Source organism: Actinoplanes sichuanensis, from assembly GCF_033097365.1.
GTDB lineage: Bacteria > Actinomycetota > Actinomycetes > Mycobacteriales > Micromonosporaceae > Actinoplanes > Actinoplanes sichuanensis.
Genome location: NZ_AP028461.1, coordinates 6,500,823 through 6,517,072 on the forward strand (window position 1 = coordinate 6,500,823; position 16,250 = coordinate 6,517,072).

Below are 16,250 nucleotides of genomic sequence, written 5' to 3' on the forward strand. Positions count from 1 at the left end.
GGGCTTCCGACGGTTTTCGTTGTTCAGGCGGCGGCTCGGACACGGGACCCCCTCGATTGATCGGTCCGCACACTGTAGGGCGCCCACGCCAATACGTCTACGTTGGGACGATCCCGTTTCGCCGCGACGATCACCCGCCCTCGGTGAACACCTCCTCGCGCCGCCGCCGGATCGCCGGGAGCGCGGCCACGACCAGCGCAGACAGGGTGAGGAACAGCAGGGCCGCCGAGATCGGCCGGGTGACGAACACCGACGGGTCACCCCGGGAGATGATCAGCGCGCGCCGCAGGTTCTCCTCCAGCAGTGGCCCGAGCACGAAGCCGAGCAGCAGCGGTGCCGGCTCGCAGCCGCACTTGATCAGCACGTAGCCGAGGACTCCGAAGAACGCGATCGCATAGACGTCGAACGCGTTGAACGCCAGTGAGTAGGTGCCGATCACGGCGAACAGCACGATCATCGGGAACAGCACCCGGTACGGGATCCGCAGCATCCGCACCCAGATCCCGATCAGCGGCAGGTTGAGCAGGACGAGCAGCACGTTCCCGATCCACATCGACGCGATCAGGCCCCAGAACAGGGCCGGTTCCTCGGTGATGACGTTCGGTCCGGGGGTGATGCCGTGCACGATGAACGCCCCGACCATCAGCGCCATCACCGGATGGGCGGGCAGTCCGAGGGTGAGCAGCGGGATGAACGACGTCTGCGCGGCCGCGTTGTTCGCCGACTCGGGACCGGCCACCCCCTCGATCGCACCGCGCCCGAACTCGGCGCGCCGCTTCGAGATCCGCTTCTCCACCGCGTACGAGGTGAACGAGGCCAGCACGTGCCCGCCGCCGGGCAGCACACCGAGGGCCGCGCCGAGTCCCGTACCACGCAGGATCGGACCGACGATCCGCCGCCGGTCCTCGCCGGTCGGCCAGAGGTTCGTCACGCCGCCGAGCAGGGCCGGTCGGTCGCGTTCGTTCTCCAGGTTGCGCAGGATCTCGGCGATGCCGAACATGCCGACGGCGACCGACACGAAGTCGATGCCGCCGTAGAGTTCGCGCTGCCCGAGCACGAACCGCGGCGTGCCGGTGTAGATGTCCTGGCCGACGGTGCCGAGCAGGATGCCGAGGGCGATCATCGCGAGCGCCTTCAACGCCGAGCCGCGGGCCAGCGCGATCGACACGATCAGGCCGAACAGCACGAGCGCGAAGTAGTCGGCCGGACCGAACCGGAGCGCGATCTCGGCCAGCGGCGGGGCGGCGACCGCCAGCACGACGGTGGCGACCGTACCGGCGAAGAAGGAACCGATCGCGGCGGCCGCCAGAGCCGGTCCGGCCCGCCCCTGGCGCGCCATCTCGTGGCCGTCGAGCGCGGTGACCGCGGCCGACGACTCGCCGGGCAGGTTGATCAGGATCGCCGTGGTGGAGCCGCCGTACTGGGCGCCGTAGTAGATGCCGGCCAGCATGATCAGCGCGGTGACCGGCTCGAATCCGAAGGTGATGGGCAGCAGCATGGCCACTGTGGCGGTCGGCCCGATGCCGGGCAGCACGCCGACCGCGGTGCCGAGCAGCACACCGGCGAAACAGTAGAGGACGTTCTGCAGCAGGAAGGCGGTGGAGAAACCGAGGACCAGGTTGTCGAGGAGGTCCATCACCAGCCCCAGAGCGGGACACGGAGCTGGAGTCCGACCACGAAGATCAGGGTGGCCGCCACGGTCAGCCCGGCCGACACGGCCAGCGCGGCGAGCGGCCGGACCCGGCGGGCGGCCAGGGTGGCGAGCATGGCGGTCACCATCGAGGTCGGCACGAACCCGAGCCGCCTGACGAAGACGCCGAAGAACACCACGGCCGACAGGATCAGCAGCACGGCCCGCCACGGCACCGGCCCGAAGGTGATGTCGTCGGCGGCGATCAGTCCTTTGACCACGATGGCCAGGCCGAGTACCACCACCACCGCGCCGATCAGCAGCGGGAAGTAGCCGGGCCCCATCCGCAGTGGGGTCCCCCGGTCGTAACCGAGGGACCCCACCACGAACAGGCCGCCGATCAGGACGAAGATCCCGCCGGCGAGCAGATCCGGGAACGAGCGGCGCATCTACGAGGCCTTGACGCCGGCGTCGGAGATGACCTTGGCCCAGGTGGCGATCTGTTCCTCGAGGTGGGTGCGGTGCGCCTCGGGGGTGGCGTCGGCGGCCGGCACCGGGGCGGTGCCGAGCTTGGCCATCTGGTCGATCACGGCCGGGTCGGCCAGGGCCGTGGTCAGGGCGCCGGACAGCTTCCGTACCACCTCGTCGGGTGTCCCGGCCGGAACGTAGAGGCCGTGCCAGACGCTGACCTGAAGTTGTGGCATGCCGGCCTCGGTCGTGGTGGGCAGGTCGGGCAGGCTCTTCACCCGCTCGGGGGTGGTGACCGCGTACGCCTTGACCTTGCCCGCGGTGATCTGTCCGGTGGTGTTGGTGGTCTGATCGCACATCACGTCGACCTGCCCGCCGACCAGGTCGGTCAGCGCCGGTCCGGTCCCCTGGTAGGGCACCTCCTGGAGCTTGACCCCGACCGCCGATTGGAAGAGCAGGCCACACAGGTGCGAGGCGGCGCCGATCCCGGCGTTGGCCAGGGTGACCGTGCCGGCGTTCGCCTTCAGGTACGCGGTCAGGTCGGTGAACGTGGCGGGTGGGAGGTCGGGCCGCGCGACCACGGTCATCGGCACCTCGGTGACCAGCCCGATCGTCGCGAAGTCCGCGAGCGGCTGGTAGCCGAGGTCCTTGTAGAGGGCGGGCGCGGTGGACATGCCGATGTGGTGCATGAGCACGGTGTAGCCGTCCGGCTGGGCGGCGGCGACCTGACCGGCGGCGACGGTTCCGCCGGCGCCCTCGACGTTCTGGACGACGATCCGGCCGCCGAGGGCCTTCGCCATCGGGTCGGCGATCATCCGGGTGACGGTGTCGGTCGGCCCGCCCGCGCTGAACGGGACGACGATGGTGATGTTCTGGTCCGGGTACCCGCCGCCGCTGTCGGTTCCGCCGTCGCCCGAGCACGCGGCGACGAGCGAGACGACGGTGAAGGCGGCGATCATCCTGGGCACGGTGCCGAGTCGCATGTCCTGGCCTCTCTGTCGGTGACTCCCCCTCGATGTCGATATCCATTGACGAACGTATATCAAGCAGGTCGCCAGGCGTTACGATCCGTGCCGTGCGGGTCGATGCGGACGAATTGCGGGACGCGGCGCGGGCCTTACGGGACGACGCCGCCGAGGGTCTCCGGCAGGCGGCCGACCGGGTACGGCTACCCGACCAGCGGTACGGCGTGGAGGCCGCGTTCGACAGGTACACCACCGCGATCCCGTACCGGGCGCTCGCCGCCGCGGTCGAGCAGGAGCTGCGCCTGCTCGAACAGGCCGCACGCGAACTGGCCGACGCCCTGGACCGCACCGCGGCCGACTACCGGCAGTCCGACGATCGGGCCGCACACCGGTGGGGCGGCGGGCCGCGGTGACCGACGAGGATCTGCGGGCGTTGCGGCACGAGCAGGGCAACATCCGGGCGGCGTACGGGCTGTGGGGCACCGACGAACTGACCGCCGGCTGCCGGGCCGGGGCGCGGGTGCCGGGTTTCGGCGGCGACCCGGGCACCCTCGACGACATCGCCCGCAACCTCACCGAGGTACGCCGGATCACCGCCCTCGCCGGGGAGGTCGTCGGTGACCTGCGGGACCGTGGCGTCGCCGCCGGCTGGGCCGGGGACACCCAGGTCGAGGCGGCCGAAGCCGTCGAGGCGCTGTTCTCCGCGGTGCACGGGCTGCTGGACACCCTCGGTGATCTTCCGGCGCGCGTCGACGCGTACCGCATGATGATCGAACGTTGGGGAAACACCGACCTGGCCGCGACCGAGGACCTGAACGATGTCGCGGCGCACGCCGCGCGGATGACCGCGCTGAATCGTCTGCCGGACCCGTCCGACTACGACGCCGGACTGATGGCCGTCCTGCACGAACGTGCGATGCGATCGATCAACGACCGGGTGACCGGGCATCACGCGATCACCGAAGCCGGCCGTGATCTCGCCTCCCACCTGCGGGATCGAGCCGCCCAGGCGCGCGCCCGGCGGATGGCCGGCTCGCCGCTGAGCGCGCTGGACGAGGTGGTGCTGACCGAGGCCGGCAGTGACTGGCGGTCGGCCGACCCCGGTGTGCTGACGCCCTCCCAGGCCGAGCGGGCGGCCGCGGCTCTCGACCGGCTGGAGGCAGCCGACCGGCGCGCCATGATCGATCTGCTGCGGTCGGCGGTCTCGCCGGAGCAGCGCGCCCATCTGATGAAAGCGCTGGCCGCCGGATATCCGGTCGAGGAGGTCGCCGAGTTCAACGGCCTGATCGCCGGACACGGTGACGACGGACCGTGGCTGGCGGCGCGGCTCGGACCGTTCGACATGGACTCCGGGCCGGGGCCGGCGGCCGGGCCCGGCTGGTCGCAGGAACAGCTTCCGACCTGCGTGGCCGCGTCGACCGTGGCCGCGCGGGCCGCCGTCGACCCGATCTACGCGCTGCAGTTGACCACGGGTGGGCGCCCCGGCGATCCGGCGTACGACAGCCCGGCCGCCTTCCGCGAGCGGTGGCGGGCCGAGCAGCTGCGGATCTACGACGACGGGCGGGACCTGGTGCAGAAGATCGCCGGAACGGACGGGATGACGTCCGGGCAGTCCGCGGCGATCGCCGACGAACAGATCGGCACGCGGACCGGGGTGGTCTACGCCAATGCGGACATGGACAGTGCCGACGGCCGGGCCGGCATGCTGCCGCGGATCGAGGCGGCCGTCGACGACGGTCATCCGGTGCCGGTGACCACCCGCTCGGACGGCACCGCCCACCAGCTGATGATCATCGGGCATCAGGGCGGTGAGCTGCAGATCTACAACCCCTGGGGCTACACGTACTGGGTTTCCGAAGACGCCTTCACCGACGGTGACATCAGCAACGGTGACCCGGGCCTGCCGCGGACGCCGACCTCGGTACGCCTTCCGGACGGGGTGGGCTGATGCGGATCCGCACCGACGAGGAGGCCGCGCGTTCCGATGTGGCGGCGCTGCTGGCCGACGGGCGGTTCGCCGACGCGCTCGTGCCCGCGGCCGTTCAGGCCGGGCGGCTCGGCGTTTCACCACGGTCGCTGACCTTCCTGGCCGAGATCGTCCGCCGCGGCGGCGCCGTCTTCGCGGCGCGACTTCAAGAGCCGATCCCCGACCATCCCCATCTGGTACGGCCATGGCTGCTCGCCTTCGCGAACCTTCCTCCCGGGCCCGCCTCGCCGCCCGGTCTTGTTTCGCCGCCCGGGCCCGCCGTCCCGTCCGGGGCTTGGGAGGCGGATGTCCGGCTTGCTCGCTGGCTCGACGGGGTGGCCATGCTGGTCGAGGCCCGGCGAGGCACCGTCGCGTTCAGCTAACTCTCAGCTACACACGTTCTGCCCAGGAATTCCTCAGGGTCCTACCATGATCCACATTGAACCTCTCGGTCCATGACACACACCCACCGCAGCCCGAGCCGGATCAGCCGACGGCACGTTCTCGCCGGAGCGTTCGGGATCGGCGCCGTCGCGGCCCTCGCCCGGATCGGCACCGGCACCTCCTTCGCCGAGGAGACCGCCACCTCCGTCGAGGCGACCGAGGCCGTCACCCTCGCCACCGCCGCCGGCGGCACCCTGCCCATCCCCGATCTGCTGACCGCCACCGACGAGGACGGCGTCTCGGTCTTCGCGCTCGACGCACAGACCGGCACCAACACCACCCTGGTCAGCGGCAAGACGATCAGCACGGCCGGATACAACGGAACCTTCCTCGGCCCGACCATCCAGCTCACCGACGGCCAGTCGGTCCGGTTCGACATCACCAACAACCTCGGCGAGGAGACCACCGTCCACTGGCACGGGCTGCACATCGCCCCGTCCAACGACGGCGGCCCGCAGAACACCATCGAGGACGGGGCCACCTGGTCCCCGGCGACCACCATCAACCAGGGCGAGGCGTGCACACTCTGGTACCACCCGCACGGGCTGGGCACCACCGCCGACCAGGTGGCCCTCGGCCTGGCCGGCTTGATGATCATCGACGACGGCTCGGACGCCAACGCGGCCCTGCCCCACGATTACGGCGCCGACGACATCCCGATCATCATGCAGTCCACCGCGGTCACCAGCGCGGGTGCGTTCGCCACCGCCAACAACAACTTCACCGCCTCCGCCTCCACGCTGAAGTTCCTGGTCAACGGGATGAGCGCGACCGACGAGACACCGACGCTGGAGGTCGCCTACGGCCGGGTCCGGTTGCGCCTGCTGAACGCCTCACTCACCGACAGCATCACCGTCGCCCGCTCCGACAGCGCGAGCTTCACCCAGGTCGCCAGCGACGCCGGGCTGCTCCTCGAACCGCTCTCGATCACCAGCCTGCGGATCAGCCCCGGCGAACGCGCCGAGATCGTGCTCGACCTGACCGCCGCCGACGACGCCGTGAAACTGCAGGCCACCGTCCGCAACACCACGAACGGCACGCGTTACACGGCGTCGATGCTGTCGGTCAGCAGCACCGCCACATCCGCCGCCGACGACCTGCCGACGACCCTCAACACGATCACCGACCTCGACGCGACGGACGCCACCACCCGGACGTTCACGCTGAGCAACAGCGGCGCCAGCATGCTGATCAACGGAATCGCCGGCACCACGATGGACATCATGGACGCCAACGCGGTGATGACCACACTCGGCGCCATCGAACAGTGGACGATCACCAACAGCAGCACGAACATCTACCACAACTTCCACCTGCACGACGTGCCGTTCCAGATCGTCTCGGTGGCGGGCGCCGCCCCGACCGGCGCGAACACGGCCTGGCGGGACACCATCGAGGTGGCCCCCGGCACCAGCGTGGTGATCAAGATGCAGTTCACCGACTACGCCGACAACGAGTACATGTACATGCTGCACTGCCACAACGTCATCCACGAGGACGACGGCATGATGCTCGCCCTGATGGTCATGTCCTGACCGGGTAAGGCTGCCGCCGTGCTGCGCAGTGAGATCACCCGGATCAACGAGCTACGGACCGTCATCACCGACGACCCCGGCGATCTGGAGGCGCGGCGGCAGCCGGCCGACACAGTTCCCCGGCGACCCCGACTACCCGAACGAACGCTGACGGACAGGCCCCGAATCAGACGCTGAGGCGGGTGGTCACCCAGTCGTGGAAGGCGCCGATGTGGTGTTCGGAGGGGACCAGGACTCCGCCCCGGGCGTAGGCGCGGGAGCTCATCGCCGGCTGGCAGCGCTCGCACGCGTCGAAGTCCTGGACGTTGACCCGGTGGAACAGCTCCACCGAGCGGGACACGTCACGGCCGGAGGCGACCACCTCGTTGGAGTAGAGCCAGTCGCATTCGACGATCGTGCGGTCGGCGGCGACCGGGTACATCCGGTGCAGGATGATGTGGTCGGGCACCAGGTTGACGAAGACCTGCGGCTTGATGGTGATGGCGTAATAGCGCCGGTCCTGGTCGTCGGTGACGCCGGGCAGTTTCTCGAACCCCTCCGACCCGTCGACGGTGAAACCCTGGATGCCGGTGCCGAACTCGGCGCCGTGCCCCACGTAGTACTGGGCGGCATACCCGTCGGCGAACTCCGGCAGCACCTCCACCAGCTCCGGGTGGATGGTCGCGCAGTGGTAGCACTCCATGAAGTTCTCGACGATCAGTTTCCAGTTCGCTTTGACGTCGTAGGTGATGCGCCGCCCGACCTGAAGGGTGTCGATCTCGTACGAGTCGATCGCCGACAGCGTCCCGAGCCGTTCGGTGACCGCGCCCATCACGTCGTCCTCGAACGACGGCGGCTCGTCGGCGAGGCACACCCACACGTATCCGATCCATTCCCGCAGATGCACGTTCACCAGCCCGTACTCGACACGGTCGATGTCCGGCATCCTGGTCAGGTTGGGGGCGGCGATGAGCTTGCCGTCGAGGCCGTACGTCCACGCGTGGTAGGGGCACTGGAAGGCCCGTTTGACCTCACCGCTCTCCTCGGTGCACAGTTTCGCGCCACGGTGCCGGCAGATGTTGAGGAACGCGCGCAGCGAGCCGTCGCGCCCGCGGACGATCAAGACGCTCTCTCGCCCGATCTCCACCGACTTGAAGCTGCCCGGTTTCGGCAGGTCGGCGGCGCGGGCCGCGCAGAACCACATCTGCTCGAAGATCCGCGACTGTTCGAGCGAGAAGATCGTCGGGTCGGTGTAGTAGTGGCCGGGGAGAGTGGGGATGAGACTGGCGGTCACGGCGGCACCTCTATCGGCGGATGCGTTCCATCTTCGGGTCGAACAGCGGCTCGGCCGCCACGGTCGCCGGGATCCGCTCGCCGAAGTACTCGACGGCGACCGGGGTGCCCGGCACTGACAAACCGACGGGCAGCCATGCGTACGCGACGGTGCGGCCGATGGAGTATCCGTAGGACGCGCTGGTGACGTAGCCGACCGGCGCGCCACCGGCGAAGACGGGTTCCTTACCGAGCACGACGGCGGCCGGATCGTCCAGCGTGAGACAGGTCAGACGGCGGCCGTTCTCCGAAGAGCCGAGGGCGGCACGCCCGATGAAGTCGCCCTTGTCCATCCGGACCGCGAACTCCAGGCCCGCTGAGACCGGATCGTGCTCGGTGGTCATGTCGGTGCCCCAGGCCCGATAGCCCTTCTCGAGTCGCAGGCTGTTGAAGGCGCTGCGCCCGGCGGCGACGATCCCGTGCGGAAGACCGGCCTCCCACAGCGTGTCCCACAACCGGAGCCCCAGGTCAGCGCTGGTATAGATCTCCCAGCCGAGCTCACCGACGTAGGACAGCCGCATCGCGGTCACCGGGACCTCGCCGATGAAGGCCTTCTGCGACCGGAAGTATTTGAGTGCGTCGTTGGAGAAATCAGTCCGGGTGAGCGGCTGGAGCACGTGCCGGGCGAGCGGCCCCCACAGCCCGATACAGCAGGTCCCGCCGGTGATGTCGCGGATCTGCACGCTGTCCGGCGCGTGCTGCCGCATCCAGTCCTCGTCGAGCGGCCCGTTCGCCCCGACCTGGAAGACCTGCGGGCCGAGACGCGCCACGGTCAGGTCACTGCGGATCCCGCCGGCGAAATCGAGCATCAGGGTGTACGTGACCGAGCCGACCGTCTTGTCGAGGTTGTTGGTCGTCAGGTACTGGAGGAATTCGAGGGCCCCCGGACCGGACACCTCGAGCCGCTTGAGTGGTGTCATGTCGTACATCGCCACCCGCTCCCGGGTGATCCGCGCTTCGGTGGCGGCGATCGGTGACCAGTACCGGCCCGACCACTCGTCCCGCGCCGGCACTTCGGAGGGGGCGTTGGCGGTGTACCAGTAGGGCCGCTCCCACCCGGCGCCTTCCAGGAACACGGCGCCCAGGGCGACCTGCCGCGGATGGAACGGGCTGGTACGCAGCGGACGCGGACGTTCCATCGGCTGCAACGGGTGCACTATGTCGTACACCTCGATGAAGTTCTGCTTCGCCCGCTCCTCGACGTAGTCCGGCGCCAACTGCACCTGCTCGAACCGGTGCAGGTCGGCTTCGTGCAGGTCGATGCCGGGCCGGCCGTCGACGAGCCATTCGGCGAGGGAGCGGGCGACACCTGCCGAGTGGGTGACCCAGACGGCTTCGGCGACCCAGAATCCGGCGAGCTCGCGGTGTTCGCCGATGAGCGGGAACCCGTCGGCGGTGAACGAGAAGATGCCGTTGATCCCCTCCTCGACCGACGTCCCGGCCAGGTCGGGCAGCAGGTCGACGCTCTCCCGCCAGGCCGGCTCGAAGTCGTCCGGGGTGAAGTCGAGGACGCTGGGCATCTCCGTGCCCAGGGCGCCGAGATCGGCGGGCATGGGGCGGTGCCCGTAGTAGCCGATGCCGATCCGGTCGCCGTGTTCCCGGTAGTAGAGATCCTGGTCCTGGTGGCGCAGGATGGGCCTGCTCGCCTCCAGGACCAGGTCGTTCACGCCGGCCATGGTGGGGACGGGGCCGGTCTTGGCGTACTGATGGGCCAGCGGCAGCAGGGGGATGGTGAGGCCGACCATCTCGCCGATCCTCGGGCCCCAGAATCCGGCCGCGCAGACCACCACCTCGGCCGGGAGGAAGCCCCGATCGGTTTCGACACCGGTCACCCGGCCGTCCTGGCGACCGACGCCGGTGACGGTGTGCTCGCCGAGGAAGCGGGCGCCGCGTTCCATCGCCCGCCGGGCCTGCGCCTCGACCGCGCGGACCGCCTTGGCCAGCCCGTCGGTGGGGACGTGGAAGCCGCCGAGGATCTTCGCCGGGTCGATGAGAGGGTGCAGGGCCGCGCATTCCGCAGGGCTGAGCAGTGCACCCTCGACGCCCCAGGACGTGGCCAGGCCGTGTCTGCGTTTGAGGTCGTGCCAGCGGGCCTCGGTGGTGGCGACCTCGAGACCGCCGACCGGCCGGAAACACCACTGGCCGTCGAGGGTGAGCCCGCTGAGTTTCCGCACGGTGTACGCGGCCAGCTCGGTCATGGTCTTCGACGGGTTCGTCTGGAAGACCAGGCCGGGGGCGTGCGAGCTGGAGCCGCCGGGGGTGAAGAGCGGGCCCTGGTCGACCACGGTGACGTCGGCCCAGCCGCGTTCGGTGAGCTCGTCGGCGAGGGCGCTGCCGACGACTCCGGCGCCGATGATGACAACACGAGGGTTCATGGCAGTCCTAGTGTTCACAAAGCCTGCGTTTCACAGAGCGCAACACCGCTTGGAATACGCAACAGCTTCGACGAACGGCGGGACCGGAGTCAAGGCATCGACTGTTAAACCTGCGTTGTCTTACGCGACCCAGCCCATCCGGGCGCTCACCTCGTCGGCCGCGGCGATCACCCGCTTGGCCACGGCCGGGAAGGTGTCCGGATCCAGCCGGTACGCCGGGCCGGAGACGCTGATCGCCGCGATCACCGCGCCGTCGGCGCCCCGGATCGGCGCGGCCACCGCGTTGAGGCCCACCTCGTACTCCTCGGCGGTGAAGGCCCAGCCCAGCTCGCGGGCCCGGGCCAACTCGGCGGTCAGCTCGGCCTCGGTGGTGACGGTGGCGTCGGTGAACCGCTCCGGCGGCTCGGCGAAGACCGCGGCCCGCACCTCGGACGGGGCGTGCGCGAGCAGGATCTTCCCGCTGGAGGTGGCGTGCAGCGGGGTCTGCCGGCCGACCCAGTTGTGGCTGGTGACCGAGGCGGCGCCGCGGCTCTGGGTGATGTTGACGGCACGGTTGCTGTCGAGGATCGCGATGTTGACCGTCTCGCCGAGGTCGGCGGCGAGCCGGTCGCACGCGTCGTGGCCCTGCCGGCTCAGGTCGAGCTGCGCGGTGACCGCACCGGCCAACCGGACCACACCGAGGCCGAGGCGGTACGTGCCACGGTCCTGGGCCTGCTCCACGAAGCCGCGCGCCTCCAGGGCCGCGAGCAGCCGGAACGCGGTGGATTTGTGCACGCCGAGCTCTTTGCCGATCTCGGTGACACCCGCCGCGCGGCGTCGTGCCAAGATTTCGAGGATATTCAATGCCCGGTCGACGGACTGGACGAGCGCCGGACCAGACTCGCGTTCGTTGCTCATGGCGCAACAATAAGGCCTCAGTTTCCGGAAAGTTGCAAGACGTGACGGCTCGGTGTCGCACTCTTGACTATCGATCAAGGTCCCGGGCAGTCTGTTGCGGATCTCACGAGCTGTTTCGTTTTGCACAACGACGGGCGGTCGTTTGCGTGGAGAAAGTCGCGATTGTCGGGGCGTCCCTGGCCGGTCTCGCAGCCGTCCGTGCGCTGCGCCGACAGTCCTTCACCGGCGAGATCGTCGTCGTCGGCGCGGAGCGTCATCGACCGTACGATCGCCCGCCGCTCTCCAAGGACTTCTTGACCGGCGCGGTCACGGCCGCCGACCTGGCGCTCTCCCCGGACGACGAGGACCTCGGCGCGGACTGGCGCCTCGGTGTCACCGCGACCGGTTTCGATCCGCACAACAGGGCCGTTCACCTGGACTCCGGCGAGGTGCTCCGGGCCGACGGCGTGGTGATCGCGACAGGCGCCCGGGCGCGACCGATCGACCACATCGGAGTCCACACGCTACGTACTCTGGACGACGCGATCGTCCTGCGTGACGCCCTCAAGCAGAGCGGGCGCCTGGTGGTGATCGGTGCCGGCTTCATCGGGGCCGAGGTGGCGTCCAGCGCCCGGAAGCTGGGCTGGGACGTGACGGTCGTCGAGTCGCTGCCCACTCCCCTGTCCGGATCGCTCGGCACCGAGATGGGCGAGGTGGTGGCCCGGCTGCACGGCGACCACGGCGTCCGGCTGCTGACCGGCCTCCCGGTGAGCGGCCTGACCGGAACCGATCAGATCGAGGCGGTCGAGCTGGCGGACGGCACCCGGCTGCCGGCCGACCTGGTGGTGGCCGGGATCGGCGCGATCCCCAACGTGGAATGGCTGGCCGGCGCGGGCGGTCTGGCCGCCGCGACGAGTGTGCCGGGTGTGGTGGCGACCGGCGACGTCACCGGCTCGCAGCACTGGACCTTCGCCCTGGAGAACCCGGCGGCCGTGGTGGCGACCCTGCTCGGCACCGAACCACCCGCTGCCAAGGCCCCCTACTTCTGGTCCGACCAGTACGGCGTGATGATCCAGTTCGCCGGGCACCGCGCGCCGGGTGACACGGTCCGGATCGTCGAGGGCGACCCGGAGCAGCGCAGTTTCCTCGCCGTGTACGAACGCGACGGGCAGCCGTCCGCCGTGCTGGGCCTCGATCAGCCGAAATTGTTCACCCGGTGGCGCCGTCAGTTGCGCTCCGCTCCTCAGGAGGCCTGATGCTGCAACCCGTCTGCCCGCTCAGCGAGATACCACCGGGTGAGGCGTACCGGTGGGCGACCGAACCCGCGGTGGCGATCTTCCACACCGAGGACGGTGAGGTGTTCGCGATCGACGACACCTGCACCCATCAGGACGCCTCGCTGGCCGACGGCTGGCTGGAGGGCTGCGAGGTGGAGTGTCCGCTGCACGCCTCGAAGTTCGACCTGCGCACCGGCCGGGTCGACGCGCCGCCGGCGAAACTCCCGGTCCGTACCCACCGGGTCGCGGTGACCGACGGGGTCGTCCACGTCGAACTCTCGACGGAAGCACCGAACCTGCCACCCGGAGCCAAGCCATGACCAAGTACGACTTCGTGATCGTCGGCGGCGGTTCGGCCGGTTCCGCGCTCGCCGCCCGGCTCTCCGCCGACCCGCTGAACAAGGTGCTGGTGCTGGAGGCGGGCCGTCCCGACTACCCGTGGGACGTGTTCATCCACATGCCGGCCGCGCTGACCTTCCCGATCGGCAGCCGCTTCTACGACTGGAAGTACGAGTCCGAACCCGAGCCGCACATGAACGACAGGCGGATCTACCACGCCCGCGGCAAGGTGCTCGGCGGTTCCAGCAGCATCAACGGGATGATCTTCCAGCGCGGGAACCCGCTCGACTACGAGCGTTGGGCCGCCGATCCGGGCATGTCCGACTGGGACTACGCGCACTGCCTGCCGTACTTCAACCGGATGGAGAACTGCCTGGCCGCCGACCCGGACGATCCGTACCGGGGGCACGACGGGCCGCTCGTGCTGGAACGTGGGCCGGGCACGAATCCGCTGTTCCAGGCCATGCTCAAGGCCAGTGAGCAGGCCGGTTATCCGCCCACCACGGACGTCAACGGAGAGCGTCAGGAGGGCTTCGCCCTCTTCGATCGCAACATCCGGCGGGGCCGGCGTCTCTCCGCGGCGGGCGCCTACCTGCACCCGGCGATGAAACGGCCCAATCTGACGGTACGGACCAGAGCACACGTCTCCCGCGTCCTTTTCGACGGGAACCGGGCGACCGGCGTCGAGTACACCACCAGGCGGGGTGGCGCGCCGCACCGCGTCTACGCGAGCGAGGTCATCCTCTGCGGCGGCGCGATCAACACCCCGCAGCTGCTCCAGCTGTCCGGCATCGGCGACAGCGCGGAACTGTCCGCCCTGGGCATCACCCCGGTGCACCACCTGCCGGGTGTCGGCGAGAACCTGCAGGACCACCTGGAGGTGTACATCCAGTACGCGTCGACGCAGCCGGTGTCGATGCAGCCGTACCTGAAGTGGCGGCACCGGCCGTGGATCGGCGCGCAGTGGCTCTTCCTGCGCAGCGGCCCGGCCGCCACCAACCACTTCGAGGCGGGCGGCTTCGTCCGCAGCAACGACGACGTCGCGTACCCGAACCTGATGTTCCACTTCCTGCCGATCGCGGTCCGCTACGACGGGTCGTCCCCGGCCGGCGGGCACGGCTACCAGGTGCACGTCGGCCCGATGTACTCCGACGCCCGGGGCAGCGTGAAGATCAGGAGCCGGGATCCGCGGGAGCACCCGGCGCTGCGCTTCAACTACCTCTCCACCGATCAGGACCGCCGGGAGTGGGTGGAGGCGGTCCGGGTGGCCCGCACCATCCTCAACCAGGCCGCGCTCGACGAGTTCAACGGCGGCGAGACGTCACCGGGTGCGTCGGTACAGACCGACGAGGAGATCCTCGACTGGGTGCGCCGCGAGGGTGAGACCGCGCTGCACCCGTCGTGCACGGCCCGGATGGGCGTGGACGAGATGTCGGTGGTCGACCCGGGCAGCATGCGGGTGCACGGTGTCGACGGGCTCCGGGTCGTCGACGCCTCGGTGATGCCGTACGTGACCAACGGCAACATCTACGCCCCGGTGATGATGGTCGCCGAGAAGGCCGCCGACCTGATCCTCGGCAACACCCCGCTCGCGCCGGTCGAGGTGCCGTTCTTCCGGCAGGGCAGCGACCGATGACCGGGAAACGGGAGATCCGCTGCCCGGCCGACGGCAGCCTGGTCACCACGGTGACCGACGGGTCGCGCGACGACACGGTCGCGGCGATCGCCACCGCCCGGAAGGCGTTCGACGAGGGCCCCTGGCCGCGGATCCCGGCGATCGAGCGGGGCACGCTGCTGTTCCGGGTGGCCGACCTGATCGACCGGGACGCCGCCGAGCTGGCCCGCGCCGAGGCCCTGGACACCGGTAAACGCCTGGTCGAGGCCGAGTACGACATGCAGGACGTGGCCAAGGCGTTCCGCTACTACGCGGGCATCGCCGCCACCGACGCCGGCCGGGTGATCGAGACCGGCCGGACCGACGCGATCAGCCGGATCACCCACGAGCCGATCGGCGTGTGCGGGCTGATCACCCCGTGGAACTATCCGCTGTTGCAGACGTCGTGGAAGGTCGCCCCGGCGCTGGCCGCGGGCAACACGTTCGTCCTCAAGCCGAGCGAGCTGACCCCGTCCACGGCGATCCACCTGCTCCGGCTGCTGGCCGAGGCCGGGCTGCCGGACGGGGTGGCCAACCTGGTGCTCGGCACCGGGCCGGAGGCGGGCGCGCCGCTGGCCGAGCACCCGGACGTGGACCTGGTGTCGTTCACCGGCAGCCTGCGGACCGGGCGGATCCTGATGGCGTCGGCCGCCGCCACGGTCAAGCGGGTGGCCCTCGAACTGGGCGGCAAGAACCCGAACGTGATCTTCGCCGACGCCGACTTCGACACCGCCGTCGACTTCGCGCTGACCGCGGTGTTCCTGCACTCCGGGCAGGTCTGCTCGGCCGGCGCGCGGCTGGTCGTGGAGGAGTCGATCCACGACGCGTTCGTGGACGCGGTGGTCGAGCGGGCACGGCGGATCCGGCTGGGCGGACCGTTCGACGCGGAAGCCGAGACCGGACCGCTGATCTCGGCGCAGCACCTGGCCAAGGTCGAGGAGTACGTGGCCGCCGGTCTCGCCGAGGGTGCGGTACTGCGCTGCGGCGGGCGGCGGCCGGACGACCCGGCCCTGGCGAACGGCTTCTACTACCTGCCGACGGTCCTGGACGGCTGCCGGTCCGGGATGACCGTGGTCCGCGACGAGTCGTTCGGGCCGGTGCTGACCGTGGAGACGTTCACCGACGAGGACGAGGCGGTCCGGATCGCCAACGACACCGACTTCGGGCTGGCCGGGGCGGTGTGGACCGGTGACGCCGGTAAGGCGCAGCGGGTCGCGCAGCGGCTGCGGCACGGCACCGTCTGGATCAACGACTACCACCCGTACGTCCCGCAGGCCGAGTGGGGCGGCTTCAAACAGTCCGGCATCGGCCGTGAGCTGGGCCCGTCCGGGCTCGACGAGTACCGCGAGACCAAGCACGTCTGGCAGAACATCGACCCGCAGCCGCAGCACTGGTTCCGCCCCTAACTTT

At 70.0% G+C, this 16,250-nt stretch carries 14 protein-coding genes; 8 read left to right on the plus strand and 6 right to left on the minus strand.

Features of this window, described 5'->3' with window-relative positions; translation table 11 throughout:
- Positions 1-130 precede the first annotated feature (130 nt).
- The 3 genes from Q0Z83_RS30120 to Q0Z83_RS30130 are packed head-to-tail and all read right to left on the minus strand — an operon-like array spanning position 131 to position 3,081.
- Positions 131-1,636, minus strand: a complete 1,506-nt coding sequence (locus Q0Z83_RS30120; RefSeq protein WP_317786611.1) for a tripartite tricarboxylate transporter permease — start codon at positions 1,634-1,636, stop codon at positions 131-133.
- On the minus strand, positions 1,636-2,079 hold the full coding sequence (locus Q0Z83_RS30125; protein ID WP_317786612.1) for a tripartite tricarboxylate transporter TctB family protein: 444 nt from the start codon (positions 2,077-2,079) through the stop codon (positions 1,636-1,638). Before Q0Z83_RS30125 ends, Q0Z83_RS30120 begins: the two co-directional genes overlap by 1 nt.
- Positions 2,080-3,081, minus strand: coding sequence for a tripartite tricarboxylate transporter substrate-binding protein (locus Q0Z83_RS30130; protein ID WP_317786613.1), 1,002 nt, complete (start codon positions 3,079-3,081; stop codon positions 2,080-2,082).
- A 92-nt stretch (positions 3,082-3,173) separates the two neighbouring features.
- Between Q0Z83_RS30130 and Q0Z83_RS30135 the strand changes: the two genes are divergently transcribed.
- The 4 genes from Q0Z83_RS30135 (at position 3,174) to Q0Z83_RS30150 (ending at position 7,008) form a co-directional block, all read left to right on the plus strand.
- Complete coding sequence (locus tag Q0Z83_RS30135) at positions 3,174-3,476, plus strand: hypothetical protein (RefSeq protein ID WP_317786614.1); 303 nt, start codon at positions 3,174-3,176, stop codon at positions 3,474-3,476.
- Positions 3,473-5,011 (plus strand): hypothetical protein, encoded by a 1,539-nt coding sequence (locus tag Q0Z83_RS30140; RefSeq protein WP_317786615.1) that lies wholly within the window; start codon positions 3,473-3,475, stop codon positions 5,009-5,011. The genes Q0Z83_RS30135 and Q0Z83_RS30140 overlap by 4 nt, the downstream gene beginning before the upstream one ends.
- The gene (locus tag Q0Z83_RS30145; protein WP_317786616.1) at positions 5,011-5,412 is read left to right on the plus strand and encodes a hypothetical protein; all 402 of its coding nucleotides are present in this window, start codon (positions 5,011-5,013) and stop codon (positions 5,410-5,412) included. Before Q0Z83_RS30140 ends, Q0Z83_RS30145 begins: the two co-directional genes overlap by 1 nt.
- Before the next feature lie 72 nt (positions 5,413-5,484).
- Entirely contained in the window at positions 5,485-7,008 is a 1,524-nt protein-coding gene (locus Q0Z83_RS30150; RefSeq protein WP_317786617.1) for a multicopper oxidase family protein, read from the plus strand.
- A gap of 166 nt (positions 7,009-7,174) precedes the next feature.
- Here the strand turns inward: Q0Z83_RS30150 and Q0Z83_RS30155 are convergent, their stop codons facing one another.
- The 3 genes from Q0Z83_RS30155 to Q0Z83_RS30165 all read right to left on the minus strand — a co-directional run bounded on the left by Q0Z83_RS30155 (position 7,175) and on the right by Q0Z83_RS30165 (position 11,591).
- A complete protein-coding gene (locus Q0Z83_RS30155) occupies positions 7,175-8,281 on the minus strand; it encodes an aromatic ring-hydroxylating oxygenase subunit alpha (protein ID WP_317786618.1) in 1,107 nt (368 codons plus the stop codon).
- Between the two features lie 10 nt (positions 8,282-8,291).
- Complete coding sequence (locus tag Q0Z83_RS30160; protein WP_317786619.1) at positions 8,292-10,694, minus strand: GcvT family protein; 2,403 nt, start codon at positions 10,692-10,694, stop codon at positions 8,292-8,294.
- A 120-nt stretch (positions 10,695-10,814) separates the two neighbouring features.
- The gene (locus tag Q0Z83_RS30165) at positions 10,815-11,591 is read right to left on the minus strand and encodes an IclR family transcriptional regulator (protein WP_317786620.1); all 777 of its coding nucleotides are present in this window, start codon (positions 11,589-11,591) and stop codon (positions 10,815-10,817) included.
- 146 nt (positions 11,592-11,737) lie between these two features.
- Here Q0Z83_RS30165 and Q0Z83_RS30170 point away from each other — a divergent pair, with 146 nt between their 5' ends.
- The 4 genes from Q0Z83_RS30170 to Q0Z83_RS30185 are packed head-to-tail and all read left to right on the plus strand — an operon-like array spanning position 11,738 to position 16,246.
- Positions 11,738-12,826, plus strand: coding sequence for an NAD(P)/FAD-dependent oxidoreductase (locus tag Q0Z83_RS30170; RefSeq protein ID WP_317786621.1), 1,089 nt, complete (start codon positions 11,738-11,740; stop codon positions 12,824-12,826).
- Positions 12,826-13,167, plus strand: coding sequence for a bifunctional 3-phenylpropionate/cinnamic acid dioxygenase ferredoxin subunit (locus Q0Z83_RS30175; protein ID WP_317786622.1), 342 nt, complete (start codon positions 12,826-12,828; stop codon positions 13,165-13,167). Before Q0Z83_RS30170 ends, Q0Z83_RS30175 begins: the two co-directional genes overlap by 1 nt.
- The gene (gene betA / locus Q0Z83_RS30180) at positions 13,164-14,822 is read left to right on the plus strand and encodes a choline dehydrogenase (protein ID WP_317786623.1); all 1,659 of its coding nucleotides are present in this window, start codon (positions 13,164-13,166) and stop codon (positions 14,820-14,822) included. The genes Q0Z83_RS30175 and betA overlap by 4 nt, the downstream gene beginning before the upstream one ends.
- Positions 14,819-16,246 (plus strand): aldehyde dehydrogenase family protein, encoded by a 1,428-nt coding sequence (locus Q0Z83_RS30185; RefSeq protein ID WP_317786624.1) that lies wholly within the window; start codon positions 14,819-14,821, stop codon positions 16,244-16,246. The genes betA and Q0Z83_RS30185 overlap by 4 nt, the downstream gene beginning before the upstream one ends.
- Positions 16,247-16,250 lie beyond the last annotated feature (4 nt).